26 protein-coding genes are annotated in these 26881 nt (G+C 66.3%); 17 read left to right on the top strand and 9 right to left on the bottom strand.

What is annotated here, in order from left to right; genetic code table 11:
• The first annotated feature begins 4 nt into the window (after positions 1-4).
• The gene (locus tag ACRVY7_RS04380) at positions 5-403 is read left to right on the top strand and encodes a RidA family protein (protein ID WP_431816117.1); all 399 of its coding nucleotides are present in this window, start codon (positions 5-7) and stop codon (positions 401-403) included.
• 10 nt (positions 404-413) lie between these two features.
• Complete coding sequence (locus tag ACRVY7_RS04375) at positions 414-1610, top strand: winged helix DNA-binding domain-containing protein (RefSeq protein ID WP_431816116.1); 1197 nt, start codon at positions 414-416, stop codon at positions 1608-1610.
• Between the two features lie 42 nt (positions 1611-1652).
• Here ACRVY7_RS04375 and ACRVY7_RS04370 read toward each other — a convergent pair whose 3' ends face one another.
• Positions 1653-2042, bottom strand: coding sequence for a VOC family protein (locus tag ACRVY7_RS04370; RefSeq protein ID WP_431816115.1), 390 nt, complete (start codon positions 2040-2042; stop codon positions 1653-1655).
• A gap of 77 nt (positions 2043-2119) precedes the next feature.
• Here ACRVY7_RS04370 and ACRVY7_RS04365 point away from each other — a divergent pair, with 77 nt between their 5' ends.
• The 4 genes from ACRVY7_RS04365 to ACRVY7_RS04350 all read left to right on the top strand — a co-directional run bounded on the left by ACRVY7_RS04365 (position 2120) and on the right by ACRVY7_RS04350 (position 6178).
• The gene (locus ACRVY7_RS04365) at positions 2120-2842 is read left to right on the top strand and encodes a TetR/AcrR family transcriptional regulator (RefSeq protein WP_431816114.1); all 723 of its coding nucleotides are present in this window, start codon (positions 2120-2122) and stop codon (positions 2840-2842) included.
• A gap of 247 nt (positions 2843-3089) precedes the next feature.
• Positions 3090-3770, top strand: coding sequence for a DUF899 domain-containing protein (locus tag ACRVY7_RS04360; RefSeq protein ID WP_431816113.1), 681 nt, complete (start codon positions 3090-3092; stop codon positions 3768-3770).
• A 102-nt stretch (positions 3771-3872) separates the two neighbouring features.
• On the top strand, positions 3873-4634 hold the full coding sequence (locus ACRVY7_RS04355) for a response regulator transcription factor (protein ID WP_414652014.1): 762 nt from the start codon (positions 3873-3875) through the stop codon (positions 4632-4634).
• On the top strand, positions 4634-6178 hold the full coding sequence (locus ACRVY7_RS04350; RefSeq protein WP_431816112.1) for a sensor histidine kinase: 1545 nt from the start codon (positions 4634-4636) through the stop codon (positions 6176-6178). The genes ACRVY7_RS04355 and ACRVY7_RS04350 overlap by 1 nt, the downstream gene beginning before the upstream one ends.
• Positions 6179-6302: 124 nt before the next feature.
• On the opposite strand, the gene ACRVY7_RS04345 is transcribed toward ACRVY7_RS04350, so the two are convergent.
• Both ACRVY7_RS04345 and ACRVY7_RS04340 read right to left on the bottom strand, forming a co-directional pair.
• Positions 6303-7142 carry a hypothetical protein gene (locus ACRVY7_RS04345; protein WP_431816111.1) on the bottom strand — a complete coding sequence of 280 codons (840 nt, stop codon included), beginning with the start codon at positions 7140-7142 and terminating at the stop codon, positions 6303-6305.
• A 47-nt stretch (positions 7143-7189) separates the two neighbouring features.
• Complete coding sequence (locus ACRVY7_RS04340; RefSeq protein ID WP_431816110.1) at positions 7190-8305, bottom strand: DNA adenine methylase; 1116 nt, start codon at positions 8303-8305, stop codon at positions 7190-7192.
• 122 nt (positions 8306-8427) lie between these two features.
• On the opposite strand from ACRVY7_RS04340, the gene ACRVY7_RS04335 reads away from it, so the two are divergent.
• On the top strand, positions 8428-8853 hold the full coding sequence (locus tag ACRVY7_RS04335) for an HIT family protein (RefSeq protein ID WP_005207423.1): 426 nt from the start codon (positions 8428-8430) through the stop codon (positions 8851-8853).
• A gap of 99 nt (positions 8854-8952) precedes the next feature.
• Here ACRVY7_RS04335 and ACRVY7_RS04330 read toward each other — a convergent pair whose 3' ends face one another.
• Positions 8953-11088, bottom strand: coding sequence for a RecQ family ATP-dependent DNA helicase (locus tag ACRVY7_RS04330; protein WP_431816109.1), 2136 nt, complete (start codon positions 11086-11088; stop codon positions 8953-8955).
• Between the two features lie 114 nt (positions 11089-11202).
• Here ACRVY7_RS04330 and ACRVY7_RS04325 point away from each other — a divergent pair, with 114 nt between their 5' ends.
• From ACRVY7_RS04325 to purD, 4 genes are all read left to right on the top strand, one after another.
• Positions 11203-12468 (top strand): bifunctional glycosyltransferase family 2/GtrA family protein, encoded by a 1266-nt coding sequence (locus ACRVY7_RS04325; RefSeq protein ID WP_431816108.1) that lies wholly within the window; start codon positions 11203-11205, stop codon positions 12466-12468.
• Between the two features lie 67 nt (positions 12469-12535).
• Positions 12536-14644 carry an ArnT family glycosyltransferase gene (locus tag ACRVY7_RS04320; RefSeq protein WP_431816107.1) on the top strand — a complete coding sequence of 703 codons (2109 nt, stop codon included), beginning with the start codon at positions 12536-12538 and terminating at the stop codon, positions 14642-14644.
• Between the two features lie 155 nt (positions 14645-14799).
• Positions 14800-16017: a low temperature requirement protein A gene (locus ACRVY7_RS04315; RefSeq protein WP_431816394.1), complete on the top strand. Its 1218-nt coding sequence runs from the start codon at positions 14800-14802 to the stop codon at positions 16015-16017.
• A gap of 72 nt (positions 16018-16089) precedes the next feature.
• Entirely contained in the window at positions 16090-17343 is a 1254-nt protein-coding gene (gene purD, locus ACRVY7_RS04310) for a phosphoribosylamine--glycine ligase (RefSeq protein ID WP_431816106.1), read from the top strand.
• A 1-nt stretch (position 17344) separates the two neighbouring features.
• Here purD and ACRVY7_RS04305 read toward each other — a convergent pair whose 3' ends face one another.
• The 4 genes from ACRVY7_RS04305 to ACRVY7_RS04290 form a co-directional block, all read right to left on the bottom strand.
• Positions 17345-18328, bottom strand: coding sequence for an alpha/beta hydrolase (locus ACRVY7_RS04305; RefSeq protein ID WP_431816105.1), 984 nt, complete (start codon positions 18326-18328; stop codon positions 17345-17347).
• Positions 18329-18354: 26 nt separating this feature from the next.
• Positions 18355-18747: a DUF302 domain-containing protein gene (locus ACRVY7_RS04300; protein WP_049697670.1), complete on the bottom strand. Its 393-nt coding sequence runs from the start codon at positions 18745-18747 to the stop codon at positions 18355-18357.
• Positions 18748-18805: 58 nt separating this feature from the next.
• On the bottom strand, positions 18806-19072 hold the full coding sequence (locus ACRVY7_RS04295) for a metal-sensitive transcriptional regulator (protein ID WP_005207431.1): 267 nt from the start codon (positions 19070-19072) through the stop codon (positions 18806-18808).
• 100 nt (positions 19073-19172) lie between these two features.
• The gene (locus ACRVY7_RS04290; RefSeq protein WP_431816104.1) at positions 19173-19724 is read right to left on the bottom strand and encodes a TetR family transcriptional regulator; all 552 of its coding nucleotides are present in this window, start codon (positions 19722-19724) and stop codon (positions 19173-19175) included.
• Positions 19725-19845: 121 nt separating this feature from the next.
• On the opposite strand from ACRVY7_RS04290, the gene ACRVY7_RS04285 reads away from it, so the two are divergent.
• The 4 genes from ACRVY7_RS04285 to purB all read left to right on the top strand — a co-directional run bounded on the left by ACRVY7_RS04285 (position 19846) and on the right by purB (position 23384).
• Complete coding sequence (locus tag ACRVY7_RS04285) at positions 19846-20766, top strand: SDR family oxidoreductase (RefSeq protein ID WP_431816103.1); 921 nt, start codon at positions 19846-19848, stop codon at positions 20764-20766.
• Positions 20767-20845: 79 nt separating this feature from the next.
• On the top strand, positions 20846-21457 hold the full coding sequence (locus tag ACRVY7_RS04280) for a TetR/AcrR family transcriptional regulator (protein WP_049698032.1): 612 nt from the start codon (positions 20846-20848) through the stop codon (positions 21455-21457).
• Positions 21454-21882, top strand: coding sequence for a hypothetical protein (locus tag ACRVY7_RS04275; RefSeq protein ID WP_431816102.1), 429 nt, complete (start codon positions 21454-21456; stop codon positions 21880-21882). The genes ACRVY7_RS04280 and ACRVY7_RS04275 overlap by 4 nt, the downstream gene beginning before the upstream one ends.
• A 74-nt stretch (positions 21883-21956) precedes the next feature.
• The gene (purB, locus tag ACRVY7_RS04270; protein ID WP_064868872.1) at positions 21957-23384 is read left to right on the top strand and encodes an adenylosuccinate lyase; all 1428 of its coding nucleotides are present in this window, start codon (positions 21957-21959) and stop codon (positions 23382-23384) included.
• A 3-nt stretch (positions 23385-23387) separates the two neighbouring features.
• On the opposite strand, the gene ACRVY7_RS04265 is transcribed toward purB, so the two are convergent.
• The gene (locus tag ACRVY7_RS04265) at positions 23388-23666 is read right to left on the bottom strand and encodes an Rdx family protein (protein WP_431816101.1); all 279 of its coding nucleotides are present in this window, start codon (positions 23664-23666) and stop codon (positions 23388-23390) included.
• 93 nt (positions 23667-23759) lie between these two features.
• Here ACRVY7_RS04265 and ACRVY7_RS04260 point away from each other — a divergent pair, with 93 nt between their 5' ends.
• Both ACRVY7_RS04260 and ACRVY7_RS04255 read left to right on the top strand, forming a co-directional pair.
• Positions 23760-24650 carry a phosphoribosylaminoimidazolesuccinocarboxamide synthase gene (locus ACRVY7_RS04260; RefSeq protein WP_431816100.1) on the top strand — a complete coding sequence of 297 codons (891 nt, stop codon included), beginning with the start codon at positions 23760-23762 and terminating at the stop codon, positions 24648-24650.
• A gap of 7 nt (positions 24651-24657) precedes the next feature.
• Positions 24658-26850: a S9 family peptidase gene (locus ACRVY7_RS04255; RefSeq protein ID WP_431816099.1), complete on the top strand. Its 2193-nt coding sequence runs from the start codon at positions 24658-24660 to the stop codon at positions 26848-26850.
• Positions 26851-26881 lie beyond the last annotated feature (31 nt).

Here is a 26881-nt window from a genome sequence, read left to right as displayed (position 1 = left end):
TGGCATGACCCGAATCACGCTCAACGGCTCGTCGGTGCTCCACAACGGCGGATTTCCCTACAGCGCGACAGTGAGCGCGGGGCCGCTGCTGTTCACCGCGGGAATCTCGCCGCTCGACGACGAGGGCGTCGTCGTCGCGGCCAACGATGTCGTCGGGCAGACTCGCCGGTGTCTGGAGAACCTGTCGGCACTACTCGCCGAGCGCGGCGCGACAACGGCCGATCTCGCCAAGCTGACGATCTATGTGGCCGAGCATCTCCAGGCCGACCTCGCCGTCGCGTGGGACGCGGTCGTCGCAGAACTCGGTGAGTCAGTGCCGCCGGCCATGATGGTGGGCGTCACGGTGCTGCCGTACGACGAGCAGGTCGTCGAAATCGACGCTGTCGCTGCACTTCCCGCGTGACCGCGCTCCGATGAGCTCGGCGCACCGACCGCACATCTCCGATTCCGAGCGTCGAGCTCGCCTGATGCGCAGGCACCGACTTGCCGAAGATTTCTCGGCCGCGACGCCCGTCGACGTCGCGCAGTCGATGGTCGGGCTGCACGCGACCACGTGGTCGACGGTCTATCTGTCGACGTGGGCGCGGATGCCCGACTTCGTGCCCGCCGACCTCGACGCCGCACTCTACGACGACCGCAGCCTGGTCCGACAACTTGCCATGCGCCGCACCATGTTTGTTCTGCCGAGGGAGACGCTGCGCGACGCCGTCGGCGCTGTCGGTCCGCGCGTCACCGCGTCGGAACGGACCAACATGCTGCGAGACCTGCGGCGCAGCAGCGACTTTCCCGATCCCGACGGCTGGATCGACACGGCGCGGGCGGCGGTTGCGCAGCTGGTCTCCGACGGTGTTCCACGCAGCACGACCCAATTGCGCAAGGCGCTACCGGAACTCGATGGTCGAGTGACCATCGGCACGGGAAAGTCTTGGGGCGGAACGATTCCCATGGCACCGCGTGTCCTGAACATGATGAGTGCAGCCGGCGACATAGTCCGCGGCCCCAACGACGGTCCCTGGCATCGGTCCAAGCCGCTGTGGGTCGGGATGGAGCAGTGGCTCGAAGAACCGCTCGATCCGCCCGACATCGAGACCGGCCACGTCAGAATGATCGACAGGTGGCTGCGTGCTTTCGGGCCGGGTACCGAGACCGATCTCGTCTGGTGGCTCGGGAGTACCAAAACCGCTGTGCGAGCGGCACTTGCGCAGCTCGACGTCGTCGAGGTCGACCTCGACGACGGATCGGTCGGCTACGTGCACGCCGACGACACCGAAGAAGAAGTCGGCGCCGTGGAACCGCAGGCGGTGCTGCTCCCCGAGTTAGACCCGACGACGATGGGTCACAAGCAACGCGCCTTCTACCTCGGTGAGCACGGCGAGCACGTCTTCGATTCGAACGGCAACGGCGGGCAAACCGCGTGGTGGGACGGTCGGATCGTCGGAGGTTGGTCGCGCCAGCCGGACGGATCGGTGGAGATCCATTCGTTCGAGCGACTGCCTCGCGCCGCGACTCGGGCGCTGACATCGCGCGCGGACACGTTGGCCGAATGGCTCGGCGACGAGAACCCGCGGCCCGCATACCCGGCGCCGTTCATGCGTGGGGCGTCTCGATGAGAGCTACGGGCCGCTGACCACGACGGGTTGGGTGCTCTCGAACTACACCCACTCGACGAACTGCACGATGATGCCGTTCGGATCCTCGATCTGGAAGTAACGCTCGCCCCAGGGTTCGGTCTCCGGTTCGGTCACCACCTGTGCGCCCGCGTCGCGCACTGCGCGGAAGACACCGTCGACGTCGTCGACCACGAATGCGAGGAGTAGCCCGTCTCCCGCGCTCCCCGCACGATGGGCGGGTTTGAAGGTTTCCAGGCCGGTCCTGAGAAAGATGACGTTCGGTGTGCCCGTCGGCGCATCGTCCGGTGCGGCCAGCGAGACAAAGCCATCTGCCTGCATGGCGACGGTGTATCCGACGTGGCGGGATAGAAACTCGGCCGACGCCTGTGGGTCGGGCACATTGAGGGAAATCGCGGTGGCTGTGATGGGCATGAGGGCCTTTCTCGTATGGGGTACGAGATCCAGTATCCGTATAGTGTACGAAAAGTCAAGGAACGGGAGATGCACTGGTGAGCACCATCGAACTGCTCTGGCGCAAGGTGGTGCCGCTGCCTGCGCGGCAGGGGAGGCCGCCCCGCTTCACGGCGGACGCGGTCGTGGACTCGGCGATCACGGTTGCCGACCGGATCGGGTCGAGATTCACCCTGCGCGACGTCGCGCAGGAGCTGGGAGCGCCGGTGATGTCGCTGTACTCCTACGTCGACAATCGTGAGCAGCTCGTCGAGCTCATGGTCGACCAGTGTCGTGCCGACATGACGCATTCGGCGCTGACCGGAACGTGGCAGTCGCGCCTGCGGCAGGTCGCAGCCGACAACCTGAGCCTGTTCGACCGCCACCCGTGGATGGTCGACGTCGAGTCCGAACGCGCGATTCTCGGACCGGGAACGCTCGGCAAGTACGAGCGTGAACTCGGCGCCGTCGAATCTCTCGAGCTCAGCGACGCGGCGAAAGATGCTGCGCTGCAACTGGTGCTGAACTTCGTTCGTGCGTCGGCTCGTTCGCTGCATCACGCGATTGCGGAGCGGCGAGAAGAGACCCCCGAGCAGTGGTGGGAGCGGGAGGGCGCGCAGCTCGCGAAACTCGGTGTCGAGGAACGCTATCCGCTGGCATCCCGTATCGGTACGGCCGCTGGACAAGCGACCGGGGCGGCCGAGAACGCCGGCGCCGCCCGCGACTTCGGATTGTCGGCGCTGCTTCTCGGCATCGAGGCGATGGAGTCCTCGGGGGTGTGAACGCAGCGAGGAGGCCGCGAGCGCGACAAACTGCGTACACAATTCGGTCGTCAGCGACAGGCCACGACAATAATTGTCTCGGCGCCCCGCTGACGTCACAGTTGTGTACGTACCCAGGGGCAACGTGTTCGTGTGTCGGCGCGACGATGAGTTTTCCCGGTCACCGCGGTCAGTCTCTGTGACCGGACTTCTTCTCGGTTGAGCTCGGCCGACTTCCTCGGCCCAACTTCAAGGACAGGAGCACTGAATGTCTGCAGGACTCCCACCCGTCGTCGACGTAGATACCTGGCGTCGCGAACTCGACGAGCTGCGCGCCCGTGAGAAGGCCGCAACTCGTGAACTCGATGCGATTGCGGCGCAACGTCGTCGAATGCCGATGGTCGAGGTCACCGATCACACGCTCACCGGTCCGGACGGCCCGATCGCGCTCTCGGACATCTTCGACGGTCGCTCACAGTTGATCGTCTACAACCACATGTGGACAGACGGAGCCGCGTTGCAGTGTGGCGGTTGCACCGGGTACACGTCGCAGTTCACCCGGCTCGACTTCCTGGACAACTACGACGCGCGTTTCGTGATCGTCACCAACGGACCGATCGGCGAGGCGCTGGACTACAAGCGGCGAGTCGGCAACCAGATGGACTGGTACTCGGCGGCGGGCACGACCTTCGGCACCGAGGTCGACGCGGCACCCGGCGAGGGCTTCGCCATCAACGTCTTCCTCCGCGACGGGCAACGGGTCTTCCGTACCTGGCACACCGCCGGCCGCGGCACCGAGCAACTCGGTCATAGCTTCTCGCTCCTCGACATCCTGCCGTGGGGCAGGCAGGAGGAGTGGCAGGACGTGCCCGACGGCTGGCCGCAGCGTCCGACGTACTCGGGGTGGGCGAGCTCGGCCGACATCGCACGCCTTTACGGAGAGGCGTAGGCCCAAGGCTCGGGACCCGGCGTCGCAGAATGAACGCTCCCGAACGTGCAGGTCAACGCTCACAGGAAGCTGCCAGCTCGTCTCCAGACTGATGGCAGAATGCTGCGAGAGGGTGTATCTGTGAACGAGATGGGTCAGGGAACACACCAGTTGATCAGCAGGGGCGCCGGAACCGGGCCGCGAGTGCTCGTCGTCGACGACGAGACCAATATCCGTGAGCTGCTCTCGGTGTCGTTGAAGTTTCAGGGATACGACGTCGAGGTCGCCGCCGGCGGCCCCGAGGCCATCGACAGGTGCCGAACCTACAAACCCGACGTGCTCATCCTCGACGTGATGATGCCCGGCATGGACGGATTCGGGCTGCTGCGCAGGTTGCGCGCCGACGGCGTCGACGCTCCCGCGCTGTTCCTGTCTGCCCGCGACAGCGTCGAGGACAAGATCAACGGCTTGACGGTCGGCGGCGACGACTACGTAACCAAGCCGTTCAGCCTCGAAGAAGTCGTCGCGCGCTTGCAGGTGTTGTTGCGCCGCAGCGGATTCGACGCGCAGGCCAAAGAGGCGTCGCGGGTCACCTTCGCCGACATCGAACTCGACGACGAGACCCACGAGGTCTGGAAGGCGGGCAAGCTGGTCTCGCTGTCGCCGACGGAGTTCACGTTGCTCCGCTACTTCATGGTGAACGCGGGCACGGTGCTGTCGAAGCCTCGTATCCTCGACCATGTGTGGAACTACGACTTCGGCGGCGAGGTGAACGTCGTCGAATCGTATGTCTCGTACCTGCGTCGCAAACTCGACTTCGGCGAGAAGCCACTCATCCACACGCTGCGCGGCGTCGGATATGTGATGCGAGAGCCGCGTACCTGATGGTGGCAACGCAGCCGCACTCTGTAGCGGCACGGTCTGCTCCGCAGAACGCCGAGTCTGCGGGCGGACTGTCTGGCGCAGTCGCCAGTCGTGCGAAACGCGGTGTACCACTGCGTATCTCGCTGGTCGCGCTGACGGTGCTGCTGATGGCCGTCGGCCTTCTGGTGTCCGGGATTGCCGTGACGTCGGCGATGAAGAGTGACCTGATGTCGCGCACGGACGCGGGTCTCGTTTCGGCGGTTGACACCTGGGCCAAGCCCCGCATCCACGTCAGCGACTCGCCCGGCCCACCGCCGGGGCCTCGCAGGCCGCCGTCGCCGTACTTCGTGGAGAACACACTGTCCAACGGGACGGTGATCTCCAGCAATGACTTCGACGACGAGCCCGCCACCTCCGCTCTGCCCCAGGGCGATGACGGCCCGGTGACGGTGAATTCCGCGGACGGCAACGGGCCGCAGTGGCGGGTGATCAAGCGGTCGAGTCCCGAGGGGCAGTCGATCGTCGCGATCCCGCTGACGGATGTGAACAAGACCATCTCGCGCCTGCAGTGGCTCGAGTTCGGGATCGGTGCGGCGATCGTTCTGGTGATCGGGGTGCTGAGCTATCTACTCGTCCGCTCCTCGCTGCGCCCGTTGCGCCGCGTCGAGGAGACCGCGCACGCGATCGCGGCGGGGAACCTCAACATGCGTGTACCGCCTGCCGCGCCCAACACCGAGGTCGGCAGCCTGTCGTCGTCGCTGAACACCATGCTCGGCCAGATTCAGCACGCGTTCGCCAAGACCGCCGCATCCGAGCAGCAGGCCAGGGCATCCGAAGAGCAGGCGCGCGCATCCGAGGAGAAGATGCGACGTTTCGTCGCCGACGCCTCTCACGAACTTCGTACGCCGTTGACCTCGATCAAGGGGTTCGCCGAGTTGTCGCGCAGCGGCGCGCTCCCCGACACCGGCGACGCACTTCGACGCATCGACGACGAGGCGGGCCGAATGGCTCTGCTCGTCGAGGATCTGCTGGTGCTCGCGCGTCTCGACGCGCACCGGCCGCTGAACTCCGAGCCCGTCGACGTGTTGTCGCTGGCCGCCGACGCCGTGCAGGCGGCGCGTGTCGCGGCACCCGAGCGGAGCATCCGGCTCGAGATCGGCGAGTCCGACGAGCCGCCGATGGTCCTGGGCGACTCACCACGCCTCATGCAGGTCATCCGCAATCTGGTGAACAACGCGGTGGTGCACACTCCGAAGGATGCGTCGATCACCGTCGGAGTCGCCGTCGACCGCGCAGGCACCCACGGCAACGGTGTGCCCGTCGACGACGTGGTGATCACCGTCGCCGACACCGGTCAGGGCCTCGAAGCCGGCGAACTCGAGCACGTCTTCGAGCGCTTCTACCGCGGCGATTCGTCGCGCTACCGCGGCGAAGGCGGCGGCAGCGGACTGGGCCTCTCGATCGTGGCAGCTCTCGTCGGGGCTCACGGCGGCCGCGTCGGCGTCGAGTCGACACCCGGCCAGGGCGCATGCTTCTGGGTGCGCCTACCCCGGCTCGCGGCCTGAGCTGACCGTCGACCGTGCGCTCGAGACCGTCGACTGGGCGCTCGAGACTGTCGACCGTGCGCTCGAGACCATCGACTGGGCGCTCGAGACGGTCGACTGGGCGCTCGGGACCGTCGACTGTGCGTCAGACCAGCCTGTGCAGCCGCGCGAACTCGGCGAGGTCGTCGCGAAACGTGTCGAGCGTTGCGAGCGTGTACATTCCGTCGATCTGGCGGTCGGCCCATAGTTGGTGGATGCGGCGGAGGTCGGACTGCCTCGACTTCCAGCCGATTCCGTCGATGACCGCCAGGACCACCTGGCGCGGAAGCCGTACTTCGGCCATCTCCTCGATCTCGCGCACGGCGTCGGTCAGCTTGCTGCCGGTCGAGTCGAAACCCTTTGCGGCGACGACGATGTCGGCGGCTCCCTCGTGCCCGACGATGAGGTCGGCGGGGGCGTCGCGCCCGCCTCGTCCGGAGAATCGGGAGCGGGTCACGTAGGGGAGTCCGAGATCGCGGGCGATGGCCTCGATCTCGTCTTCGATGTGTCGTCCCGACGCTCCCGCGCGGGTGGCCGTTGCGCGCGTTCCCGACCGCGCGACGAGGATGTCGGCAAACGTGTACGTCCGTGCCATCTGTACCCGCAGCATTCGGACAAGGTCGAACTCCCGGTCCATCCAACTGACCAGCTCGTATGGCTGTGTGCGCGCAACTTTCTGCCACGACGACGTCCCGAACTTGTGCCGCAGGTTGTTGCGCAACTTCTCTTGCGAGAGGCCGACGGCCAGCCGCAGGATGCTGTCCTCGTCGGCGTGATCGCGCGCCCAGACGGCGAGCCCAGTGAGGTCGGTGTCGAGTACCTCGGTCAGTGTCTCGACGGCGTCGACGATCTTTTCCGCATCGGGGGTCGACGCTGTCGGGTCGACGTGTGCGGTGAGCCGGCCCAGCGTCGACAGGTAGTCGTCGAACTCTCCCGCGTCACTCATCGTCGTCGATCCCTGTGTGTCTCAAAGATGGTGTATTTCAACGATGTTCAGTCTCGGCCGATGAACAGGTACTCGCTCACGTCGCGACGCGTCGCGGCGGCGTGGGTGCCGAAGCTGTACTTGTGGTCGATCGCGATGACCTCGACCGACGGCTTGACCTTGCCCAGCAGGTCGACGATGCGGTCGGCGCCGGGCAGGGCGTTCGACGAATAGGACAGCACGATCGCGCCCGCGTCCTCGAAGTGCTCGAACGTGCGGACCAGGGCGTCGTCGATGGTCCGTTTGTAGGCGAACGGGGTGAACCGCTTCGGCAGCTTCTTGGTCTTGGTGTTCTCCATGATGCTCATGCCCTCCCAGTAGACCGAGAGGCCCTCGAGGAAGTGGTAGCGCTTGATGTAGTCGTTGTCGTCGGTGGGCGGTGCGTAGGGAGGGTCGAGGTAGACGAGGTCGGGAGCGGCGTCGAACAGCGGTGTGACGTCGAGGTCGAAGACGTCACCGCAACTGCTGCGATGCTTGCGTCCGTTGCTGAAGACCGTCGAGTTGTATTCCGACGCTGCGCGCAGCCGGAAGTGGTCGCGCAGCGACATGCGCAGATCGCGCCGGCCGTCGGCGTAGCGGGTGGCGTCGGTGAACGTGAAGACGCCGCGTGGCTGCTTACGTGCTGCCGAGAGGACGAGGGCGGAGATGGCAAGGTCGCGACGGTACCCACGCAGGCGCGCGATGTGTGACCACGCGGAATCGAGGAAGGCGCGGTCGGCGGCGTCGAAGTAGAGGCCGTCGAACGTGCTGCGAATGAAGTCGCGGTCGTCGAGGGCTGGGCCGCAGATCTCGTCGATCAACTCGGGCTCGAGACGCACCGAAGAATTGGCGACCGTCGCGCGGGCGATGATGCTCGGAAAGTTCAGAAAGTCGTTGCTCGCAACGGAGAACCCCTGCGCCTTGAGCAGATACGACACGACCCCCGACCCGGAGAACGCGTCGACCGCGGTGGTTCCGCCGATCTCGGCGAAAGTCCGCTCGAGGTGGGGGAGGAGCCGGTACTTGGAGCCCATGTACCGCAACCGGGGGAAGCGCTGGGCGCGTGCCACCACCTCTGCGGAACCGACCGGCCCCGTCCCGGACGGCGTCGGGGGCGCGGCGTCGGTGAACTCTCGACGACTCACAGGAAAAGAATGTCACGGCCCACCGACAAGATCGCAGGCAACACGACCCGATCGCCGACAACGTCGCCGGGATTGCCCACAACACCCGCAGTATTGCCGCCCGACCGCCATAGAATGTCCTCATGGCATCGGTATTCACCAAGATCATCAACGGAGAACTACCCGGTCGATTCGTGTGGAAGGACGGCCAGGCGGTCGCATTCCTCACCATCGAGCCGGTGACCGAGGGCCACGTCCTGGTCGTGCCGCGCAAGGAGGTCGATCACTGGGAGCAGATGGACACGGCATCGTTCACCCATCTCGCCGACGTCGCACAGCAGGTCGGCCGTGCCGTCAAAGCCGCGTTCGACGCTCCGCGCATGGGTCTGCTCATCGCCGGGCTCGAGATTCCGCACGTGCACCTGCACGTCTTCCCAGCCAAGAGCATGGAGACGTTCGACCTCAGTAAGGCCCGCAAAGACATCACGCCTGAGGAACTCGACGCCGACGCCGAAAAGATCCGCGCCGCGCTCCGGGCAACCGGCTACGGCGAGTACGTCGCAGACTGAGCGTCGCGCCGCACAGTCGACGCGCTGGAGCGCCCAGTCGGCGGTCTCGAGCGCACAGTCGACAATCTGCAGCGCCCATTCGTCGAGCGGCTCGGGCGGTCAGACGCTCCGGTGGATCAGCAGCGGCATGACCGCGGTGGCGCCTGCCTCGCGCAGTGTGGCGGCGGCGAGCGTGATCGCCCACCCCGACCGCGACTCGTCGACGACGAGCAGCACGTTCTGACCCGCGACCTCTGGCGGCGGTTCGCCCAGGTGGTCGCGCCAGTAGGCGGCCTCGACGGCGCCGGGTGCGTCGCGATCGGGCGGGTTGCCCTGTCGCACCGGTAGATGTCCGCCCGGCCGCTTGCCGACGACGCGTAGATGTTCGGCGAGCTGATCGGCCAGGTTGGTGCCGGTCAGGCGCAGCGACATGATGATGTCGGGGCGCATGCCCGACTGCCGCACCCACGACGACAGTGTCGCCACCGCGGATTCGCCGAGGTCGGCCAGCGCCTGCTGATCGTCGGCGCGAGCGGCACTGAGGAGGTCGGTCCACTCCGGGGCGTCGGCGTGTGCCAGCACTCTTCCCGGTTCGGCGGCGAGGTCGGCGGCGATGCGGCCGCGACGCCCGAAATCGCCACCCGGCCACATCTTTCGCGGTTCGAGGATCTGCGCGGAACGTCGAAGGTTGCCGGTGATCGTGCGTACGACGGCGGGATCGACGTCGGCGGTCAGCGGTGGGGTCAGGGCTCCCGTGCACACCGAACAACGCCCGCACGGCTGCGCCTGAGGATCGTCGAGCGATTCGGTGAGCAACTGCATCAAGCATTGACGGCCCGCGATGTAGCTGCGCATGATGTCGGCTTCGCGACGCCGCACCGCGACGACTCCGTCGTAGTGGGCGGCGTCGAACGTCCACGGCGTACCCGTCGCCGACCATCCGTCCGGCCCGCGTTCGGTGGCGCCGTCGACCGCAAGCTGCTTGAGCATCAACTCGATTCGACCTCGACGCTGCCCGGTCGCCGCCTCCAGCGCGGGCACCGACATCGGCTCGTCGGCCTCGCGCAACGCCGAGAGCACCGACTCCATCTTCACCGGATCAGGGATGGTGGCGGTCGCGAAGTAGTCCCACACCGAGTTGTCGGTGGCCGACGCCAACAGCATCACGACGGCGTCGTCGAGCGCGCGGCCCGCACGCCCGACCTGCTGGTAGTACGACACCGGCGACGGCGGCGATCCGACGTGTACCACGAACCCGAGATCTGGCTTGTCGTAACCCATTCCGAGCGCAGACGTCGCGACGAGCGCCTTGACCTCGTTGCGCAGCAGGGCGTCTTCGAGATGATGCCTGCGGTCGGCGTCGAGCTGCCCGGTGTACGCCTCGACGGCCAGCGAATCTCCGTGTATCGCGCGAATCGCGTCGACGAGACGCTCGGCGTCGGCGACGGTGAGCACGTACACGATGCCCGAACCGGGGAGTTCCGGCAGGTGCTGTGCGACCCATCCGTACCGTCCGATCGGCGACAGCCCGTCGATCACGTTCAGGTGCAACGACTTTCGAGCAAGTGGACCGCGCAGCACCAAGGTCTCGGACTGCTCGCCGCCTGCGCTGAGTTGCGCGGCGACGTCGTCGGTGACCCGACTGTTCGCCGTGGCCGTGGTTGCGAGAACAGGAGTCTGGGGATTGAGCGACTGCAGGACGTCGGAGACCCTGCGGTAGTCCGGCCGAAAATCGTGACCCCAATCGGAGATCGCGTGCGCCTCGTCGATGACGAGCAGTCCCAATTCGCCCGACAACGCGTCGAGCACCCGCCTACCGAATCCCGGATTGGCGAGACGTTCGGGGGAGACGAGCAGGACGTCGAGTTCGCCGGAACGCAACGACGTCTCGATCGCCGACCAGTCGTCGACGTTCGACGAGTTGAGCGACGCCGCCCGCAGTCCGGCACGCTCGGCCGCCGACACCTGATCGCGCATCAGCGACAACAGCGGCGACACGATCAACGTCGGACCCCGCCGATGAGACCGCAGGATCGCCGTCGCAGTCCAGTACACCGCCGACTTTCCCCATCCGGTCGCCTGCACCACGAGTACTCGCGGCCCTGAGCTCCCCGAGGTCCCCGAGCTCCCCACCAGCCCCGCCACAGCGCTGAGCTGGTCGTCGCGCAGGCGCGCGCCGTCGCCCGCGAGGCTGGTGATCACCGCGACGGCGACCGCCTGATCGTCGTCGGACAGTCCTACCGGTGTTGCCGTCATGCCCGCCAATCTAGTGATGGCCACCGACGATGACCTTTTCGCAGGCCAGACGCTCACAGGAAGCTGGCAGGTTCGACGCAGAGTTGCTGCAGTTTGGCACCCGAATCTGTACTCATGACGACAGAAGCCCTCCCGCAGGCCGCGGCACCCGTGACGATCGTCGCCGACACATCGGTCACCGCTCCGGTACTCGACATCGTCGTACCGGTCTACAACGAAGAGACCGACATCGCCTTGTGCCTGCGCCGCCTCCACGACCACCTGCGGACACACGTCCCGTTCACCGCGCGCATCACCGTTGCCGACAACGCGAGCACCGACGCCACCGTCGCGATCGCCGCGGAACTCGCGGGCGAACTCGGCGACATCCGGGTGGTTCACCTCGACGAGAAGGGCCGCGGCCGGGCACTCAAGGCGGTGTGGACGCGCAGCGACGCACGGATCGTCGCGTACTGCGACGTGGATCTCTCCACCGACCTCAACGCGCTGATGCCGCTCATCGCTCCGTTGGAGTCCGGGCACTCCGACATCGCGATCGGCTCCCGACTCTCCCGCGGCTCACGGGTGGTACGTGGCACGAAGCGCGAATTCATCTCGCGCTCATACAATCTCATTCTTCGTACGACGATGCGCGCCAAGTTCTCCGACGCCCAGTGCGGCTTCAAGGCGATGCGCACCGACATCGCCCGTCAGGTATTGCCCTACGTCGAGGACACGGGCTGGTTCTTCGACACCGAACTACTCGTCCTCGGTGAGCGCATCGGGCTGCGGATCGCCGAGATCCCGGTCGATTGGGTCGACGACCCGAACAGCACCGTCGACATCGTGTCCACGGCGGTCGACGACCTCAAGGGCTGTGCCCGGGTGGGCTACGCGCTGGCGCGTGGTCGGCTGCCCATCGTCGAGCTGCGTTCGACGGTCGGCCGGGAACGCGCGGCCGGTCCCGACATCGCGGGTGTTCCCCCGGGCATGGTCGGCCAGCTCGTCCGGTTCTGCGTCGTCGGGGTGGCGTCGACGGCCGCGTATGCGGTGCTCTACCTGCTCCTGCACTCGATCCTCGGTGCGCAGGTCTCCAACTTTGTGGCACTCGCGGTGACCGCCGTGCTCAACACCGCAGCCAACCGCAAGTTCAGCTTCGGCGTGCACGGCCGCGAGGATGCTCTCAAACACCAGCTCTTCGGATTCGGTGTGTTCCTGTTCGGCTGGGCGGTCACCGCGGGGGCGCTCGCGGGGCTGCACGCGTACGCACCGGAAGCGTCGAAGCACGTCGAACTCGTCGTGCTGATCGTCGCCAATCTGGTAGCCACGGCGACGCGCTTCGTCGGATTGCGGTGGGTGTTCCGTGCTCACCTGCGACGCACCGCCGGAGTAGCGGAATGACGCCCCACAGCATTCACGAGGCCGGCCACACTGCTGCCAGCCGCCCCACCGAGCAAGAATCGAGACGATGACCACCACAGCAGAATTCGCGACGGCCCCGGACTCCCGGGGCCGCGCGCCTGTCGACACCACGGGCGGCTCGACCACACGCACGACGCTCTGGGAGCGCGGATCGCTTGCCGCACTATTGATCGCGACGACGATCATCAACCTCTGGAACCTCTCGGCGAACGGGTGGGCCAACTCGTTCTACTCCGCGGCGATCCAGGCGGGGTCGCAGTCGTGGAAGGCATGGTTCTTCGGGTCGTCGGACATGGCGAACTCGATCACCGTCGACAAACCGCCTGCGTCGCTGTGGATTCCGGCGCTGTCGGTGCGGATCTTCGGGCTCAACTCGTGGGCGATCCTGGTGCCCAACGCCTTGATGGGCGTGGCGTCGGTGGCGTTGCTCTACTGGATGACCCGCAGGTACTTCGGCCACTGGGCGGGCATCCTCGCCGGTGCGACGTTGGCGCTCACCCCGGTCGCCGCAATGATGTTCCGCTTCAACAATCCCGAGGCGCTGCTCATCCTGTTGATGGTCGCCGCGGTCTGGGCATGTCTGAAAGCCGTTGAGACAGGACGGCTTCGGTGGATGATCCTGGTCGGCGTCTTCGTCGGGTTCGGATTCCTCACCAAGCAGTTGCAGGTGATGCTGATCGTGCCGGGACTCGCGATCACCTACTTCGCATTCGGTCCGGGCGGGTGGGGCCGACGCCTCGCGCACTGCTTCGCCGCACTCGGAGCGATGATCGTCAGCGCGGGTTGGTGGCTGCTCGCCGTCGCGCTGTGGCCGGTGTCGTCGCGACCGTGGATCGGTGGATCGCAGAACAACTCGGTCATGGAACTGACGTTGGGCTACAACGGTTTCGGCCGTCTCAGTGGCAACGAGACCGGCAGCGTCGGACCGGGCATGGGGCGCGGTTCCTACGGTGGTTCGGCTGCCGGTCCCGGCGGAATGGGTGCCGATTTCGCGGGACCGGGCGCGCCCGGTGGCCGCGGCGGCATGTGGGGACAACCCGGACTGCTGCGAATGTTCCAGCCCGAGCAGGGCGGTCAGATCGCCTGGCTGATCCCGTCGGCACTGGTGCTCGGTATCGCCGCGCTGATCATCATCGGTCGGGCCAAGCGCACCGACACACGACGCGCCTACCTCGTCGTATGGGGGCTATGGCTGCTCGTGACGATGGCCGTGTTCAGCTTCATGGCGGGCATCTTCCACAGCTACTACACCGCTGCCCTCGCGCCGGCCGTCGCCGCCGTGCTCGCCGGTGGCGCCGCGGTGGCCTGGCGTGCACGCGACAAGGTGTGGGTCCGGTGTGTGCTCGCCGCTGCGGTGTGGATCGCGGCGATCTGGGGCTTCGCGCTGCTCGCGCGGTCGTCGGATTTCGTGCCGTGGCTGCGCTACGTGGTGCTGTTCCTCGGGATCGTCGGGGGTGCTGCGATGTTGTTCGCACAACGCGCCTACGTCGGTGCGATCGCGATCGCGATGTCGGTGATCGCCGCCCTCGCGGGCCCGTTCGCGTACACCGTCGACACCATCACCACGGCCAAGCAGGGCTCGATCATCAGCGCCGGACCGCGCGTCGAGGGCGGATTCGGTCCCGGAATGCGCGGCGGACCGGGCGGAATGCGCGGTGGCGGAGCCGGATTCGGCGGACAGCGTGGAGGCGGCCCGGGCATGGGCATGCCGCCCGGCATGGCCGCGGGCGCCGGGTATGCGGGAATGCGTGGCGGAATGGGCGGTCCCGGTGGCGGTCTGCTGATGGGGTCGAAGCCAAGCGCCGAGATGCTCGCGCTGTTGAAGTCCGACGCCGAGAAGTACACCTGGGTTGCCGCGGCGGTCGGCTCGAACACCGCGTCGGGCTACCAACTCGAATCGGGCTACTCGGTGATGCCGATCGGCGGCTTCAACGGCACCGATCCGTCGCCGACGCTCGCACAGTTCCAGAAGCTGGTGGAGCAAAAGAAGATCCACTACTTCATCGGTGGTGGCGGATTCGGTGGCGGCCGCGGATTCGGTGGCGGTTCGGACAGCAGCAGGCCGTCGAGTCAGATCACTGCGTGGGTGGAGCAGAACTTCACCGCCAAGACGGTCGACGGTGTGACCACCTACGACCTGACAGCTCCGAAGTAGTCGCCCGGCGTCGACGTCGGGACCTCGACAGTCGGGAGCTAATCGACAACCACCTGTTGCGATCGCTCCGGTCTCGCTTGAGTGTCCTGACGTCGACGTCCTCCGACGTTAAGGTTCTGATCGTGGCATTGACGATCGGACATCGACTGAGTCGGATGACGGGCAGAGACCCGCACGAGGAACGACGCTCGGCGACCAACCTCGAGTTGTTCTTCGACCTCGTCTTCGTGGTCATCTTCTCGGTGGCAGGCACGCAGGTGGCCCACTACCTCGCTGAAGGTCACTGGCGCACCGCCTTCTTCGGATACGTGCTGTGCACCTTCGCCGCGATCTGGGCGTGGATCAACTTCAGTTGGTTCGCCTCGGCGTTCGACACCGACGACTGGTTCTTCCGCGTCATGGTGCTGGTGCAGATGGTCGGTGTCGCGATCCTTGCGTTGGGAATCGCGCCGGTGTTCACCTCGATCGAGAACAACGAGCACGTCGACATCCGCGTTGTCGTGATCGGGTACGTGGTCATGCGGCTGGGGTTGGTCACACAGTGGCTGCGGGCGGCGTCGCAGAGTCCGCGTTACCGCAAGACCTGCTTGACCTATGCCTTGATGATCTTCATCGCGCAGGTCCTCTGGGTGATAGTTGCGATCGTCGATCTGTCGCTGTGGCCGACGATCATCGCGATCGCGGCGTGCGCGTTCGTCGAATACCTCGGGCCGTACGTGGCGGAGACGCGCTTCACTTCGACGCCGTGGCACCCACATCACATCGCCGAGCGTTACTCGGCGCTGACCATCGTCACTCTCGGCGAGGGCGTCGTCGGCACCGTCGCGATCTTGCAGGCGGTGGTCGAGGAGGAGGGCTGGACGACCGAGTCGGCGGTCTTCGGACTCTCCGCGATGGTCATGATCTTCGCGATGTGGTGGATCTACTTCACCGTCCCGGTAGGCGACGCGCTGCATCTCAACCCGGGCAAGTGCTTCCAGTGGGGCTACGGACACACCGTGATCTTCATGTCGGCCGCGGCAACCGGAGCGGGCCTCGAGGTGGCAGCGCTGTGGACCGAGCACGAGGCGAAGATCAGCGCGGGTGCCGTCGTGGCATGCGTCGCGGTGCCGCTGGGCATCTACTGCCTCTCTGTTCTCGGCATGTACGACTACCTGGTGAGATTCGACCCGGTCTCGCTGCTGTGCGCGATCGGGGCCGTTGTCCTACTCGTCGCCGGGGTGTGGATGGCCTTCGCCGGGGTGTCGCTGACGATCTCCGTCGTGGTGGTCGCGTTGGCGCCGGTGTTCATCGTGATCGTCGACGAGGCGTTCCGCGTACCGCGACGCGCGCAAGCGCTCGTCGACATGGGACTCGACGCAGTGGTGTCGTGACATCGCTGCGCCGCGTCGACGCCGCCCCACCTGTGCTGCTTCGCGCGCACCCCAACCACTAGAGTCGTGGGCGTGCGCGTACTAGTCATCGGCTCGGGCGGCCGTGAACACGCCCTGCTCCTCGGCCTGTCCCGCGATCCGTCGGTCACCGAACTGCACGTCGCGCCCGGTAACGCGGGGACCGCGTCGATCGCCACCAATCACGCCGTCGACGTCGTGTCGGCCGACGGTGTGGTGGCACTGGCGCGTCAGCTCGACGCTGATCTCGTTGTCATCGGCCCCGAGGTGCCGCTGGTTCTCGGTGTGGCCGACGTGCTGCGCGACGCCGGGTTCGCGACGTTCGGACCCGGAGCGCAGGCGGCACAGATCGAGGGATCGAAGGCCTTCGCCAAAGATGTCATGGCAGCGGCCGGTGTCCGCACCGCGCACAGCGAGGTCGTCGACAACCCTGCCAAACTAGACGCCGCGCTCGATCGTTTCGGCCCGACCTGGGTGGTCAAGGACGACGGCTTGGCCGCGGGCAAGGGCGTCGTCGTGACCACCGACCGCGCGGCCGCACGGAGTCACGCGGCCGAGTGTCTCGAGATCGGCCATCCGGTCCTGCTCGAAAGCTTTCTCGATGGACCAGAGGTCTCACTGTTCTGCCTGGTCGACGGCGAGACCGTCGTACCGCTGATCCCCGCGCAAGACCACAAGCGTGTCGGCGACAACGACACCGGGCCCAACACCGGCGGTATGGGCGCCTACACGCCGCTGCCGTGGCTACCCGACGAGGTGACCACGCAGATCGTCGACGATGTGGTCAAACCTGTTGCCGCAGAGCTGGTTCGACGCGGTACGCCGTTCTCCGGGTTGCTCTATGCCGGACTCGCGATCGGCAAGGACGGGCCGTCCGTCGTCGAATTCAATTGTCGGTTCGGTGATCCCGAGACGCAGGCGGTGCTCGCGCTGCTGAAATCGCCTCTGGGACAAGCGCTCAACGCGACGGCAACCGGCACCCTGGCCGACCTGCCCCCACTGGAGTGGGAAGACGGCGCGGCAGTCATCGTGGTGGTCGCAGCGGAGAACTACCCGGGCAAGCCGCGCACGGGCGACGCGATCACCGGCGCATCAGGCGAGGGCGTGCTGCACGCCGGAACGGCAGTCGACGCGTCCGGTGCCGTGGTGTCGTCGGGAGGTCGGGTACTCGGCGTGCTCGGGGTTGGTGCCGACCTCGCCGAGGCGCGCGCTCAGGCCTACGAGCGGATCGACTCGATCAAACTGCCGGGCTCGCATCACCGCACCGACATCGGCAAGGCCGCGCTCGACGGCGAGATCAGTATCTGATCTAACGGGCCAGTTCGCGCCCGAGGAACGCCACCTGATCGGGAAGAACGCTGCGCCAGTAGCGATTCGTGTGTCCGCCGGCCGCTGTCCCGAATGCCGCCGGTGGGTGTAGTCCTGCGGCCCATTGACGGGTGTAGGTGTAGAACTGATCGCTCGAACCGATGGTGATCAGCAGTGGGATCTTGTCGAACGCGCGCTGCTGGCCGAACAGCGAGTTGCGCTGATAGTCGTCGAAACTGTCGAAGGCGCGCTGCGGGAAATTGTTCGGATCTGCCCACAGCGCAGGCGAACTCACCGCGATCGCAGCGACGCGGGGCGCGCCGAGTAGCGCTCCGAGGCGCAGTGCTCCGTAACCGCCCATCGACCAGCCGAAGAGCCCGAGTCGATCGGTGGACAAGTCGAGTTCGCGATTGCTCGCCAGCATCGGGATGAACTCGTCGAGAACCATTGCGCCGCCGTCGGTTCCGTCGGCGCGCGCGTGCCAGTAGTTGCGCGCGCCGTCGACCGCGGCAATCGCGAACGGCGCATTGCCCGCGTCGACGTACTCCTGAAGCACGGTCTGGACGCTGAGCTTATTGGTGAAGATCGACTGCTCGTTTGTGTTCAACGCGTGCAGGACCACCACGACGGGGAGCGTCCCCGTCACACCCGACGGTCGTGCGACGGCCCAACGCGTCGGCCGACCACCCATCTTGGCGGAGACGAAGCTTCCCGTGATGAGCTTCGGCCCCTCGGCGATGGGCGCGGGCGAGGTCTCGATGGGCAGCTCGTCGTCGGCGGAACGGGGGACCGCCGCTCGCCGCTCGTCGACAGTCACCGCGTCCGAGCGTGAGCACGACGACAGTGAGAACGCCGACAACGCTCCGATTGCCGAGACACCCAGTGCGGACGCGAGAATGGTTCGACGGTTGGGCTGCGCCGACGGCGCGTCGGAGGCGGGGTCGGCGCGCGGGGTTGCGGCGTTCGGCCGGTGATCGGTGCTCATCGAGTTCACAGGATAGTGGGCACCGATCAGATAGCGGCGATTGCCGCCTTCAGCTTGGTCGACGCGTCTGCGGCGACGTCGGGTAGCCCCGGCGCATCGGCGACCGCGACCATGATGTCGGGGTTCATCGCTTCGACGATCACTTCGCCCGTGACCTCGGGATTCGCCCGGACGACCACGTTGCACGGCAGCAGCAGACCGATCTGCCGTTCGATGCCGAGTGCGCGGTGCGCGAGACCGGGATTACACGCACCGAGGATCAGGTAGGGCTCGATGTCTTCGTCGAGCTTCTTCTTCAACGTCGCGGTGACGTCGATCTCGGTGAGCACGCCGAATCCCTGCTCTGCCAGCGCTGCGCGGGTGCGGGCGACGGCGTCGTCGAACTCGGTGGTGAGGGTGGTGGAGTAGCCGAGTTGCATGGCGTTTCCTTTCTCGTGTGCCCGGCGATTCTGTATGGCCGGATCTGGTGGTCTCGGTTCAGGCCAGAGCGAGGAACAGCTTCTCGAGCTGTTCTTCTGTCATGGGTTCCGTCGTTGCCTCGTCGCCGGTGAGGCATTCACGCAGGCCCGTGGCGACGATCTTGAACCCGGCGCGGTCGAGTGCACGCGAGACCGCGGCGAGCTGCGTGACGACGTCCTTGCAGTCACGACCCTGCTCGATCATCGAGATCACGCCCGCGAGCTGACCGTGCGCACGGCGCAATCTGTTGAGTACGACGGTGATCGCTTCGTCGTCGCCGACCATGTGCGCCTCCTCGGGGTGGCTGGGTATGTCTTCAATATACCCCAGGGGGTATCCGATTGATCGTGGACCACCGTACTCGACGTTGCACCGCGCAACGCTGTTACGGCTGCCGAACGGTGGATTCGCCTGCCACGCTTCGCAACTCGTCGACCGTGTCGAGGACGAGTGCGCCGAGTTCCGTGTCGGTGCCGTCCGAGAGCCAGCGATCGAACGCTGCGGTGAAAGCGGCAATCGCCATGTCGGCGGCCAGCCGTGCGCGCACGGGGGCGTGGCCGCGGGCTTCCAGTGCCACGGCCAGTGCGTCTGCGAGCGAGGTCATCTTGAGTAGCTCCCGTTCGTGTAGCTCGGGAGTGGCGTCGATGATTCGCTGCCGGGTTCGAGCGTGGTCGAGCCTGTCGACGAAGAACCGGCTGCTCGCCGCGGCGAGGGCGTGAGCAGCGGCGTCGAGCGGAGCAACGCCCGCGGGAGTATCGGCGACCGCTTCGATCGTCGCCCGCTCGAGGGTGCGCTCGCGGTCGAACAGCACCTCGCGTTTGTCGCCGAAATGCCGATAGAAGGTCCGCTCGGTGACGTCCGCGCGCTCGGTGATGTCGGCGACCGAGGTCTCGTCGAAACCCTTCTCGAGGAACAACTCGACCGCGGCTGTCTGCATCCGCTCCCGTGATCCCGTCGGCCATCGACCCATCTGGCCAGAATAGCGTCGATGACAGAACCTGACATCAGGGGTAGCGTGAGTGATGTCAGATCATGTCATCACGACGAAGAGGCTTGTCATGCGCGTTTTTCTCACCGGTGCGTCGGGACACATCGGGTCCGCACTCATACCCGAGCTCATTACGGCTGGCCACAGCGTCGTCGGACTTGCTCGCTCTGACGACGCGGCCGCGCTCGTGGCAGAGCGCGGGGCGGAGGTCGTCCGTGGTGGACTCGACGACCTCGACGTGTTGCGTGCGGCCACGTCGGACTCCGACGGCGTCATCCATCTCGCCTTCCGACACGACCTCATGCAGGTCGGCGACATGGCAGGCGCCGCAGATTCCGACCTCGCGGCTCTCACCGCCATCGGCGACGCCGTGCGCGGCACCGGCAAAGCCCTGGTGGGTACATCCGGAACACTTCTCTTGGCCGCTTCCGGCATCACCGGACGTCCCGGCACCGAGGAGGATGCGCTTCCTTCGGGGTACCGGATCGACTCCGAGAACTTCGTGATCGGACTCGCCGACGACGATGTGCGGTCGTCGGTGGTGCGTCTACCTCCGACGGTGCACTCCGACCTCGACCGCCATGGCTTCGTCCCCGGATTGATCGGGTTCGCGCGTAACGCGGGCTCGTCGGGATACCTGGGTGACGGACACAACCGGTGGCCCGCGGTGCACACCCGCGACGCCGCGCGCGTCTATCGCCGTGCGCTCGAATCGGCACCGGCAGGCACCCGGCTACACGCGGTTGCCGAGGAGGGCGTGCCGTTCCGGGAGATCGCCGCGGCCATCGGTCGGGGACTCGACATCCCGGTGGTGTCGGTACCCAAGGACCCCGTACCCAAGGACAGGGCCGCCGACGTATTCGGTTATCTCGCAGGCTTCGTCGGCATCGACAATCCGACGTCGTCGACGCTGACTCGTGAACTGCTCGACTGGGAGCCGGAGTTCCCCGGTTTACTCAGCGACCTCGCGGCCGGGCACTACTTCACCTGAGTGCGCAATATGCCCAACGCGTGTGATCGCGAGGTCGAGATTCGCGAAAGCCAACCGTGCAGTGAAATCGCTTGGCAGCATGGGGGCCATGACGGCGGCGACCACTCCCAAGGGAGAGCGCCGGCGGTCGCGCCTCATCGCGGCTGCCGGAGAGTTGTTGCTGGAGGGCGGCTTCGACGCCGTGCGTCACCGAGCAGTTGCCGATCGTGCGCAATTGCCACTCGCGTCGACGACGTACTACTTCGGCTCGCTCGACGACCTGATGGCTGAGGCCGCTGGCTTCGTGTCGCGGGCAGACGAGCAGGCGATCGTCGATCGGGGTGAGGCGGTTGCGCGGCGTCGTCGAGGAAGTCACGCGACCGCAGAGATCCTCGCCGACGTGTTCGTCGGTGAGAACACCCCCCACGACGAGTTGGCGGCCCGCTACGAAATGATCGCGCTCACACCCAGGTACCCGCGGCTCTACGACGTCGTGGCCGCGCGACGTGCGACGCTCGCCGCAACACACCTCGTCGTGCTCGACAGGTCGGGACGGTTGGCACGGGCCGCACACATCGAGAACCTCATCGCCATCGAAGACGGCGCCGTTCTCGGTGCGCTCGGCAGCGGATCGTCGCCGGCCGGCGCGACGCGCGACGCGCTCGGCGAGGTCGTCGATGTGTTGGCCCCACGAGTGGAGGAACCACGGTGAATCAGCGGAGAACCGTCGTGGCGTGGAGCCGCGGTATCGGTCGGGTAGTGGCGACCGTCGTCGTCGCGGTGGGCGTGCTCGTCGCAGCGTTGTCGGCGCAGGGCGCGGCGTCGGCCGAACCGGTCCAGGCGCCCGATCCGGGAGTGCCGTTCTCCTCGGTGGTCTACGGAACCGGATGCACGTATTGGCTGACGGGCTTGGTGAACTCGCGCGGGACGGTCACGTTCTGGGAAGGCAAGAAGGGCTACACACCACGGCTCATCGGGAGCGCCGAACCTGCGGGCGGCCAGGCGACGATCAGATGGATTCCCCGCCGGATCGGCGACAGATACCTCTACACCAAACAGAACGGCGTGCGGTCGAAGCTGACGCTTGCACGAGTGCACCAGGGCTACGGCTCGGGCGGGACGTGCATCGCGATCTGAGTCGCCGCGCGTGGCCGGTTGACGGCCAGACGCCCGTGACAGTCGGGTGTCGAGTACACGACTAGACTGTTGGCGTGTCGAAACCTGCCATCACCAATGTTCTGGCCAGCCGATATGCGTCTGCCGACCTCGCCGAGATCTGGTCGGCGACCAACAAGATCGCGCTTGAACGCCGCCTGTGGCTGGCTGTTCTGAAGGCGCAGCAGGACCTGGGGATCGACGTCCCCGACGGCGCGGTCGCCGACTACGAGGCCGTCATCGACCAGATCGACCTCGCGTCGATCGCCGAGCGTGAGCGCATCACCCGCCACGACGTGAAGGCGCGCATCGAAGAGTTCAACGCGCTCGCCGGCCACGAGCAGATCCACAAGGGCATGACGAGCCGCGACCTCACCGAGAACGTCGAGCAGCTGCAGATCCTGCAATCGCTGCGTCACGTGTACGCGCACGGGATCACGGTGCTCGCACGACTCGTCGAGCATGCTGCGCAGTACAGCTCGACGGTGATGGCCGGACGCAGTCACAACGTCGCCGCGCAGGCCACGACGCTGGGCAAGAGGTTCGCATCCGCTGCCGACGAGCTCATGATCGCGTTGCAGCGCGTCGACGAAACCATCGACCGCTACCCGCTGCGTGGCGTCAAGGGGCCGATGGGTACCAGCCAGGACATGCTCGACCTGCTGGGCGGCGACGCGTCGAAGCTCGCCGACCTCGAAACGCGCGTCGCCGGGCACCTCGGATTCGCGCGATCGCTGACATCTGTCGGCCAGATCTACCCTCGCTCGCTCGATCACGACGTCGTGTCCGCGCTTGTGCAGGTGGGTGCGGGGCCGTCGTCGCTGGCGCACACGATCCGGCTGATGGCCGGCCACGAGCTGGTCACCGAGGGTTTCCAGCCGGGCCAGGTCGGGTCGTCGGCGATGCCGCACAAGATGAACACGCGTAGCTGTGAGCGCGTCAACGGCCTGCAGGTGGTGCTGCGCGGCTACGGCTCGATGGCTGCCGAACTCGCGGGCGCGCAGTGGAACGAGGGCGACGTGTTCTGCTCGGTCGTGCGACGCGTCGCGCTGCCGGACGCCTTCTTCGCGATCGACGGCATGCTGGAGACCTTCCTGACCGTGCTCGCCGAGTTCGGTGCCTACCCCGCCGTCATTGAGAACGAATTGGCCCGCTACCTGCCGTTCCTGGCCACCACCAAGGTGCTGATGGCATCGGTGCGAGCGGGCGTGGGGCGCGAGGCCGCGCATGAGGCGATCAAGGAGAACGCCGTCGCGGTTGCGCTCGCGATGCGTGAGGAAGGTCGCGAGCCCGACCTGCTCGACCGCTTGGCCGCCGACGAGCGCATCCCCCTCGACCGCGCCCAGCTCGACGCGCTACTCGACGACAAGGAGGCGTTCGTCGGAGCCGCCGGCCGCCAGGTCGCCGACGTCATCGCCGCCGCGGAAAAGCTCATCGCCGACAACCCCGAGGCCGCCAACTACGTGCCCGCACCCATCCTCTAGCACTCACTTCTTCTCGGAGTGCCCGAGCTGCCAGTCGGGCAGCGCGGTGTCGCGCAGGCGGCGCTTGAGCTCGGCGGCGTCGGGGAAACCGCCGTCGGCCTTGCGTTCCCAGAGCTGTGTCCCGTCGACGTCGATGCGGAAGATGCCGCCGGTGCCGGGGACCAGGGTGACCGAGCCGAGGTCGGTGCCGAAGGTGCTCAGGATCTCCGAGGCCATCCAGCTCGCGCGCAGCAGCCAGTTGCACTGCGTGCAGTAGGTGATGGTGATCGTGGGAGGGGTCATCTGCCTACGGTCCCACATGATGTGCCGGGGCTCCGAAGTCCGGCCGTCAACCCGAACATGTCTGCGCGCCGACGCAGCAACTAAGGTCGAAGCATGCGTCCAGCTCTCGATTCGTACACCTTTGTGGCCTCGGGCAAGGTGCGCGAGATCTATCAGATCGATTCCGACACCCTGCTCATGGTCGCCAGCGACCGCATCTCGGCGTACGACTTCGTGCTCTCGCCGGAGATACCCGACAAGGGCCGCATCCTCACCGCGATGAGCTTCTTCTGGTTCGACGCGCTCGGCGTGCCCAACCATCTCGCCGGTGGCCCCGACGACGAGCGCATACCCGCTGAGCTCGTGGGTCGGTCAATGGTGGTGCACAAGCTGCCGATGGTTCCCGTCGAATGCGTCGCCCGCGGCTATCTGACCGGGTCCGGTCTCATCGACTACAACAAGACCGGCGCGGTGTGCGGCGTCGTACTCCCGTCGGGTCTGCATGAGGCCGACAAGCTGCCGGAACCGATCTTCACTCCCGCGACCAAGGCGGAGCAGGGTGATCACGACGAGAACATCACCTTCGAGCAGGCGGCAGATGTCGTCGGCTCCGACCTCGCCGAGTCCCTGCGCACCGCGACGCTCGACATCTACGGCAGGGGAGCCGATCTCGCCGCAGGGCGCGGAATCATCCTGGCCGACACCAAGTTCGAGTTCGGTCAAACCCCCGACGGCTCGCTCGTCCTCGCCGACGAGGTGCTGACCCCGGACTCGTCCCGATACTGGGACGCCGCCTCGTATTCGCCGGGACACGTACAACCCAGCTTCGACAAGCAGATCGTCCGCAACTGGCTGACCTCGGCGGCGTCGGGCTGGGACCGATCGTCCGACGACCCGCCGCCCAGCCTGCCCGCTGACGTCGTCGAGCGCACCCGCGCCCGTTATATCGAAGCCTACGAACTGATTTCGCAGAAGTCGTTCGACGACTGGCCCGACCACGCATAGGAGACCCGTGACCGACGCACAACCCGGCAACGCTGCCACCCCGACCGCCTCCTCCCCGGCGGTACCGCCGGTCGCGAAGAAGGTTCGTACCGAGCGCACCCACCATGGCGACACCTTCGTCGACGAGTACGAGTGGTTGCGCGACAAGGACGACGCCGAGGTGATCGCCTTCCTCGAGGCCGAGAACGCCTACACAGAGGCGAATACGTCGCAGCTCGCAGACCTGCGCGCAACCATTTTCGGTGAGATCAAGTCGCGCACCAAGGAAACCGACATGTCGGTGCCGGGCCGACGCGGCGGCTACTGGTACTACGGCCGCACGCAGGAGGGTAAGCAGTACGGCATCCAATGTCGTTGTCCCATCGGCGATGTCGACAACTGGACGCCGCCCGAGGTGTCCGACGACGCACCGCTGCCGGGCGAGGAGATTTTGCTCGACGCCAACGTCGAAGCAGAAGGACACGAGTTCTTCAGCCTCGGTTCGCTCGCCATCAGCCACGACGGCAAGTGGCTCGCATACAGCACCGACGTCGTCGGTGACGAGCGATACACGTTGCGGTTCAAGAACCTCGAGACCGGCGAACTGCTCCCCGACGTCATCACCGACACCGCGGGCGGAGCGTCGTGGTCACTCGACGCCAAGCACGTGTTCTATCAGACGGTCGACGCCGCGTGGCGCCCGGATACGGTGTGGCGCCACGACATCGGGGCGGGCACCGACGACGTCAAGGTGTTCCACGAGCCCGACGAGCGATACTGGGTCGGCATGGGTTCGACGCGCAGCGACAAGTACCTGATGATCGTGACGGGATCGAAGATCACGTCGGAGTGCTTCGTGCTTGCCGCCGACGATCCGACGGGTGAATTCCGCAGTGTCGCACCGCGTGTCGATGGCGTCGAGTATTCGGTTGAGCATGCCGAGATCTCCGGTCGCGACTACTTCTTGATCGTGCACAACGACATCCGCGACGGCGAGAAGGCCGACGACTTCGCGATCGACATCGCACCCGTCGACGACCCTTCTGCCCGAACCGAATTCATCGGTCATCGCCGCGGCGTCCGGATCGAGGACATCGACGCCTTCCGCGACTACCTCGTCCTGTCGTATCGCGCCGACGCGCTGCCCCGGGTCTCGATTGCCGATCTGCGCCGTATCGACGGCATGCCGGTAGCGGAGGACTTCATCGAGGTCGCCGTCGCGCAGGAGCTGTTCTCGCTGGGGCTCGCCGGCAACCGCGAATGGGCAACGCCCCGTCTGCGTTTCGGATACGGCAGCTTCATCGAACCCGCCGAGTTGTTCGAGCTCGACGTCGAAACAGGTGAACGTACGCTCCTCAAGCGGCAGCCGGTACTCGGCGGCTACGACCCCGACCAGTACGAGCAGTCCCGCGAATGGGCAACGGCCGCAGATGGAACGCAGATCCCGCTGTCGATCGTCCGACGCAAGGGTGTCGGAGTCGACGGCAGTGAGAGTTCTTCGCCCGCACCGCTGTTGCTCTACGGCTACGGCTCGTACGAGGCGAGTTTCGATCCCGGTTTCTCGGTGTCACGATTGTCGATGCTCGATCGCGGCGTCGTATTCGTGCTCGCACACGTGCGCGGCGGTGGCGAGATGGGGCGTCACTGGTATGAGAACGGCAAGACGCTCACCAAGAAGAACACCTTCACCGACTTCGTCGATTCGGCGCGATACCTGGTCGACAAGGGCTGGACCACGCCGAAACTGATGGTCGCAGAAGGCGGTTCGGCGGGCGGACTGCTGATGGGGGCGGTCGCCAATCTCGCGCCCGAGTTGTTCAACGGCATTCTGGCGTCGGTGCCCTTCGTCGACGCGCTGAACTCGATCCTCGATCCGTCGTTGCCGCTGACGGTCATCGAATGGGACGAGTGGGGAGATCCGCTGCACGACGCGGAGGTCTACGAGTACATGAAGTCGTACTCGCCGTACGAGAACGTCACCGCGCAGCCCTATCCGTCGATCCTCGCGGAGACGTCGCTCAACGACACCCGTGTGATGTACACGGAAGCGGCGAAATGGGTTGCGAAGCTTCAGGCGTTGAGTACCTCCGACGCTCCGATCATGCTCAAGACCGAGATGTCGGCCGGCCACGGCGGCGTCAGCGGTCGCTACAAACAGTGGGAAGAAGTCGCTTTCGAACTGGCCTGGATTCTTCAGCAGACCGGCGCGCTGACCGAGTAGACCACAACGACAAAGTTGCCCCTGGCCGCGA

This window comes from Gordonia jacobaea, from assembly GCF_965344965.1.
In the GTDB taxonomy this organism is placed as follows: Bacteria; Actinomycetota; Actinomycetes; order Mycobacteriales; family Mycobacteriaceae; genus Gordonia; species Gordonia jacobaea.
This window is presented reverse-complemented; position numbering and strand designations above follow the sequence as displayed.

Excerpts from the sequence above, each read along its gene's own strand:
- ACRVY7_RS04380 (WP_431816117.1), top strand. The coding sequence starts at position 5 with ATGACCCGAATCACGCTCAACGGCTCGTCGGTGCTCCACAACGGCGGA.
- ACRVY7_RS04280 (WP_049698032.1), top strand. The coding sequence starts at position 20,846 with ATGGGGGCCATGACGGCGGCGACCACTCCCAAGGGAGAGCGCCGGCGG.
- ACRVY7_RS04315 (WP_431816394.1), top strand. The coding sequence starts at position 14,800 with ATGACGGGCAGAGACCCGCACGAGGAACGACGCTCGGCGACCAACCTC.
- ACRVY7_RS04305 (WP_431816105.1), bottom strand. The coding sequence starts at position 18,328 with ATGAGCACCGATCACCGGCCGAACGCCGCAACCCCGCGCGCCGACCCC.
- ACRVY7_RS04260 (WP_431816100.1), top strand. The coding sequence starts at position 23,760 with ATGCGTCCAGCTCTCGATTCGTACACCTTTGTGGCCTCGGGCAAGGTG.
- ACRVY7_RS04290 (WP_431816104.1), bottom strand. The coding sequence starts at position 19,724 with ATGCAGACAGCCGCGGTCGAGTTGTTCCTCGAGAAGGGTTTCGACGAG.
- ACRVY7_RS04350 (WP_431816112.1), top strand. The coding sequence starts at position 4,634 with ATGGTGGCAACGCAGCCGCACTCTGTAGCGGCACGGTCTGCTCCGCAG.
- ACRVY7_RS04335 (WP_005207423.1), top strand. The coding sequence starts at position 8,428 with ATGGCATCGGTATTCACCAAGATCATCAACGGAGAACTACCCGGTCGA.
- ACRVY7_RS04330 (WP_431816109.1), bottom strand. The coding sequence starts at position 11,088 with ATGACGGCAACACCGGTAGGACTGTCCGACGACGATCAGGCGGTCGCC.
- ACRVY7_RS04300 (WP_049697670.1), bottom strand. The coding sequence starts at position 18,747 with ATGCAACTCGGCTACTCCACCACCCTCACCACCGAGTTCGACGACGCC.
- ACRVY7_RS04265 (WP_431816101.1), bottom strand. The coding sequence starts at position 23,666 with ATGACCCCTCCCACGATCACCATCACCTACTGCACGCAGTGCAACTGG.
- ACRVY7_RS04320 (WP_431816107.1), top strand. The coding sequence starts at position 12,536 with ATGACCACCACAGCAGAATTCGCGACGGCCCCGGACTCCCGGGGCCGC.
- ACRVY7_RS04285 (WP_431816103.1), top strand. The coding sequence starts at position 19,846 with ATGCGCGTTTTTCTCACCGGTGCGTCGGGACACATCGGGTCCGCACTC.
- ACRVY7_RS04360 (WP_431816113.1), top strand. The coding sequence starts at position 3,090 with ATGTCTGCAGGACTCCCACCCGTCGTCGACGTAGATACCTGGCGTCGC.
- ACRVY7_RS04370 (WP_431816115.1), bottom strand. The coding sequence starts at position 2,042 with ATGCCCATCACAGCCACCGCGATTTCCCTCAATGTGCCCGACCCACAG.
- ACRVY7_RS04295 (WP_005207431.1), bottom strand. The coding sequence starts at position 19,072 with ATGGTCGGCGACGACGAAGCGATCACCGTCGTACTCAACAGATTGCGC.
- ACRVY7_RS04345 (WP_431816111.1), bottom strand. The coding sequence starts at position 7,142 with ATGAGTGACGCGGGAGAGTTCGACGACTACCTGTCGACGCTGGGCCGG.
- ACRVY7_RS04375 (WP_431816116.1), top strand. The coding sequence starts at position 414 with ATGAGCTCGGCGCACCGACCGCACATCTCCGATTCCGAGCGTCGAGCT.
- ACRVY7_RS04325 (WP_431816108.1), top strand. The coding sequence starts at position 11,203 with ATGACGACAGAAGCCCTCCCGCAGGCCGCGGCACCCGTGACGATCGTC.